Source organism: Cytobacillus firmus DS1 (assembly GCF_000565285.1).
Classification (GTDB): domain Bacteria; phylum Bacillota; class Bacilli; order Bacillales; family Cytobacillaceae; genus Cytobacillus; species Cytobacillus firmus_A.
In genome coordinates this window covers 1-4,953 of sequence record NZ_APVL01000050.1, presented here as the reverse complement: position 1 = coordinate 4,953, position 4,953 = coordinate 1, and the positions used below count along the sequence as shown (strand labels likewise).

5 protein-coding genes are annotated in these 4,953 nt (G+C 30.9%); 3 read left to right on the top strand and 2 right to left on the bottom strand.

The genetic code is table 11. The features are described 5' to 3' along the window. Positions 1 to 38: 38 nt before the first annotated feature. Positions 39 to 1,910, bottom strand: coding sequence for a DNA sulfur modification protein DndD (dndD, locus tag PBF_RS24515; protein WP_035333610.1), 1,872 nt, complete (start codon positions 1,908 to 1,910; stop codon positions 39 to 41). Between the two features lie 17 nt (positions 1,911 to 1,927). After that, positions 1,928 to 2,110 (bottom strand): DNA modification system-associated small protein, encoded by a 183-nt coding sequence (locus tag PBF_RS24510; RefSeq protein ID WP_035333607.1) that lies wholly within the window; start codon positions 2,108 to 2,110, stop codon positions 1,928 to 1,930. Positions 2,111 to 2,286: 176 nt separating this feature from the next. Here PBF_RS24510 and PBF_RS24505 point away from each other — a divergent pair, with 176 nt between their 5' ends. The 3 genes from PBF_RS24505 to PBF_RS24490 all read left to right on the top strand — a co-directional run. Further along, on the top strand, positions 2,287 to 3,276 hold the full coding sequence (locus tag PBF_RS24505; RefSeq protein WP_035333605.1) for an HNH endonuclease: 990 nt from the start codon (positions 2,287 to 2,289) through the stop codon (positions 3,274 to 3,276). An 80-nt stretch (positions 3,277 to 3,356) separates the two neighbouring features. Continuing rightward, the gene (locus PBF_RS24500; RefSeq protein WP_035333603.1) at positions 3,357 to 3,680 is read left to right on the top strand and encodes a nucleoside triphosphate pyrophosphohydrolase; all 324 of its coding nucleotides are present in this window, start codon (positions 3,357 to 3,359) and stop codon (positions 3,678 to 3,680) included. Between the two features lie 700 nt (positions 3,681 to 4,380). Further along, on the top strand, positions 4,381 to 4,953 hold a 573-nt coding region (locus PBF_RS24490; protein WP_064503429.1), incomplete at its 3' end, for a DUF5067 domain-containing protein.

The following is a 4,953-nucleotide window of genomic DNA, read 5'->3' as shown; positions in this document are numbered from 1 at the left end:
AACTTAATGAGCAAAAAGTGTTCAAAACTACTTGACGGTTACACCTGTTCACTTAATTCTTTATAGTAGTGGTTCATTAAGTGATTTCTATGGTAGCTATCCAGTCGACCTAGTGGAGTATCTATAACCATTGGAAGTGATAAATCTGAGGCTTTAGTTAGAGCCCATATTAATGCAGACGATATCATCTGCATCTCACCTGCAGAACGGTCTTGAATACTTACTTCCTGCATTCGATCATTATATAGCCTAATAGTATAAGTGTTAATATCAAATTCAATTTTTCCAAATTCATCTTGTTTCCTAAACAATTGGCTTAACATCTTTGCAAACTCTTCTTTAATATAAGTTGCTTTCAGGGATGTTACTTCTGCTACATATTGCTCCATCGCTCTAATGGTACGTGACACTTGGATGTTTTGCTGCTGCAGGGATTCTAAATCTTCATCTTGTCCTGACATTCTGCTCAGGTTATTTAATAGCCTAGATTTTTCTTCATTAGCAGTATTAAGTTTGCTGGCTATCGATTTAAATCTTAAGTTGATCTCTCCTAATTTTTTAGCTAATAAATCAATCTTATTGCTTTCTTCCTCTACATTTACTGCCTCTGGAGCATTTCGAATTTCAATTTCCAAATTGTCGTAAGCTTGCTGTAGTTTTTCAATTTTGTTTATCATTTCTGTAACTTTTACTTTATCTTTAATTGAAAGGTTTATTAAATATGAATAGTCATTATTAGAAATATCATGTATTATTTTGAAATCTTCAGGAACTATATTTTTTATATCATTTTCTTTAATCCATATCTCTTCTCCTAGCCTTTCAATTTGTGTTAGTTGCTCATTGGTTAGGGGAGGATTAATGCTCTTGCCTAATAATTGGTTCATAAAGTTTCTGTATGGTGTTAGTGAAGCGTTTTGCAATATTTTCTTGTGATTTACCTGGTTTTCCAGTTTAAGCTTCTTTTTTAAGCTAGCAATCTTGTTTCTTAATATAATATTCATCATATTTTGATGTAAGAAAGTATTGAGTTCTTCTTTTGCTAGCTTTAGTTCAGTTTCTACACGTGATTGTTTCTTAACAATAACTTCCCTGGATTTAGAGTTTTGTGAGATTTTATTATTTCTTTCTTGTTTTGCTGTATTAATTAGCGACTCATATTTTTTTATTTCTGATGAAAGTTTCACTTTCTTTGTTTCAAGAGTAGTAATTGTACCATTTATTTCTTCAAGTTCTGTATTAATACTATTGAGCTTCGCTTGGCTAACAGACTTTGCTAACTTATTTTCTATGGAACTTTGAAATGATTTAAGGTCTGCTAATAGAAGTTTATATGCCTCCATACCGGTAATTTTGTGTATAGCTTCTTTCATTTCGTTACTATTTTGCCTTAAAATAATATCTTTAATTTCTTCTCCATCAAAAATAAAGAAAGGAGCTGCATGGTATGGAATAATTCGATCAATAAATTTATTATATACTTCAATATTATCAATTCTCGCATGCTTGGGAATCCTAGATCCTGGTTTCCTTACATCTAGATCTCTTTGTTCGTGAGTCATTCTCTTTAAATGATCAAAATACCATTTAACTTTAAGGGTCCATTCTTCACCTGAATCGGTTTCTAAAGAGAGGGATACTGAGCATTCACGTCCACCTTCATCAAAGAAGGTATTATTAATTACATTGGAAAATAATCTTTTATACTCACTTTCAGACATTCCTCTTTTACCGAACAGAACGTATAAAATTGCTTTTAGAATGGTCGTCTTGCCTGCACCATTTAATCCACCTAAGAGAATAATATTTTTTCCAGTTTCTTCTCGTACTTCCTTTGGAATATATAGGTCTATATCCTGATGTCCGTAATAAGTTTTATAGTTATCGAAAGTTAATTTCTTTAATAACACAGTTTATCACCTAACTACTATTTTTTTGTATGGAAATAAAATAAATCTTTATACTCTTTAATTCTTCCGCCCTGACTAACATTTTCATAGGAAAGTTTTTCAGCTGACTTAATAAGGTCTTTTGCTAATTTTAGAGGAACGTCATTTTGGTTACAAACTTTTGCTAGGAGTTCAAGTTCACGTCTTTTTATTTCTTTCATATAAATCACCTTCGTTTTATTATGGTAAATAGAGGATAATAAAATAAATAACTATTAAAATCTTAACATATTTGCTTATAAATTTTACAATTATGTTACGGTACAAATTTTACCATACCACCTTTTCGAAAAATTGGAGGGGTATAACTAAAAAGATTAAAAGAAGGAGGGGTATTTTGGGCTGGGACCTAAAGGTCGGGGAAATTAAATCAACTTATATAACTGATGAAGATATATGGAAAGTAATCAGCAATTTTTTCTCCAGATCCTATACAACTATGTCGTATAAATATGGTTTTTTTAAAACCCTTATAGAAAATCTTTATAATGTTAATGAAGATCTCGAACTTGATTTTAATAAGTTGTTTTATTCTTTTGCAAAAATAAATTGGAACTTGGTTGTGCATCACCAATTATGGCAATCAAATAATAAAAAACAGGCCTCCAGCATTCAGAAAATACTAGAAGGCTACTGTGATAAATATTCAATTCCTCCTGAATGGACATTTGATAAATTAGATGACAAAGTACAGCTAGAAATTATTAAAGATATAAAAAAGACAGGAAAAAGATATGTTATTGGAGCATTTTATGGTGATACGAAAGGTCTGTTTTATGAATTTGACCGAAACAAAGAGTACTTAAAATTTAATTTGCCAGTATATAGATTTCTGCAAAGACATCAAAAAATGATTACGTATTTAACAAATTATCATTTAGCATTATTTTTAGAAAAGCATAATTCAGTACCAAATATTAATTATCTTTTAACCAAAATAGAAAATGTATCGAAGCGCTCTTCTTTAAACCCGTTTTATCAAATACTATTGAAATATCAAGAAAATGTATGCTTCTACTGTAGAAAATCTCTAGGTAAAAAAAGAAACGCTTCACATGTTGATCATTTTATTCCATGGAGTTTTGTTCAAAGTGATAATTTATGGAATCTTGTGCTTTCATGCCCGTCATGTAATCTTAAGAAAAATGATAATTTAGCAGAGAAGAGCTTTCTTTATCAAATAGTTGAAAGAAATGAACACCTAATTAACTCTTTTAATCCTGTAGATATAGATTTATTTAGCAATTATCAGCATGAAAAACTAGTAAATCTTTATAATTACTCATCATATAACGGCTATATAGATAGTTGGAAACCTAAAGTATAGTAAGAAAAGTTAAAGAGACTAGCATTTTCCAATTTAAAAGAAATGAATTAGAAAATTTTCAGAGATTAGCGAGGATACTCATGCCTACATATAACAAATTAGTCCGTGACTATATTCCAAAAATCATTGCAGAAACAGGGAAAAAATATTCGTCAAAGATTCTTGATCAAACAGAATACATAAAGGAACTCAGGAAAAAGAGTTATGAAGAATTAGATGAGTATATAAATGCGACTAATAGAGAAGAGGCTCTTGAAGAATTGGCCGATTTACTTGAAATAATATATGCACTTGCTGAGTCTCATGGTGAATCAATTGAGAAGGTAGAGGAACTGAGAAGAAAAAAGGCTGAAAAACGCGGAAGGTTTAAAGAGAAGATTCTTTTAATTGACGTTGAAAAATAAAAAATCCACTAAGTTACTGTGCTGGCGGTGAGGCATTATAAATTATCATAAACCTTGCGGCAACAAATGTTTAAAAAAATATTTCGTTTTTACAGCATGCAAAGAAGTATGCTGTTTTTCTTTTCTTACCCACCCGATTATTTGTGCACCCTCAATGTTAAGATTGATATGTGCCAGAAAATTAGTTACAAAAAGGAAGGGAGGAGAGCCCTGAAATAATTTCAGCCAATAAATTCTGCCATTATTGACATTATTTTTACGACTGAGTGCAAAAAAGTGTACCAATGACGACAATACTGTTTACCACTTCATTCTTTCTGGATAATCTACTGTCTATCTTTTTAATCTTTTATTTCTTAAGTGTCTTAGTTATGTTTTTCACTTTTAGTAGTGATTGTGTGAAACGAGCACTTAAGCCAAAGGGCAGTTTAGCAATGTTAATTGGAAACGGTGAATTTATGAAACAATATGATGTTGTAAGGATCATTAAAGATGACTCCATTAATGAGAAGGGCAAGTAGGAACCATCCTAGAGGTTTATGAGGATATCAATTATGAAGAAAATACTTCTATAAGGATGGGATAACGCTATTCTTTTGGTGCAAAAACAGGGTGGAATAATATAGATATTAGAGCGATATCCATACATTAAGGAACATAGATAATAATCAAATGAAAACATTGGGAGGAAAGTAACTAGATGAAAAAATCTTTCATATTAACTTCTGTATTAACACTATCTATAATTGCTGGTTGTGGCAATCAAGACGAAGGAACGAAAAATGTTTCTGAATCTGTAAATAAAGAAGAAACTGCAGAAAATACAAATGAAGAAAAAGAGACAAATAATGAACTCTATTTCAAAGATAATGAAGCAAAATTAAATGACTTAAAAATTAAAATTACTAAAACTAAAGTTATTCAAGTTGGTGAAAAAGGAAATGAATATGGTGAAAAACCTGTATTTGCGATTTGGTATGAAATAACTAATTTAAGTGATAAAGAAATTGACCCTAGTATGGGATGGATGGCAGTATTTGAAGCAGTACAAGACAATAATCCAAATGCAGTCAATACTCTTGAAGTTGGTGGACTTCCAGATGATCAGTTTCTTGATTCTCAATTAGAAACAATTAAAAAAGATGGTACAGTTAAAAATGCAGTAGCTTATGAATTAGATGATTTGGAAACACCTGTAACATTAATTGCTACACAAGGTGTCAAGGCCGGTCAAAACTTCCTCAAAATCGCCGGTTTAAAATTCCCCAGAAGG

Bases quoted from the DNA above. Each gene is read 5' to 3' on its own strand.
- PBF_RS24510 (WP_035333607.1), bottom strand. From the start codon at position 2,110: ATGAAAGAAATAAAAAGACGTGAACTTGAACTCCTAGCAAAAGTTTGT.
- PBF_RS24500 (WP_035333603.1), top strand. From the start codon at position 3,357: ATGCCTACATATAACAAATTAGTCCGTGACTATATTCCAAAAATCATT.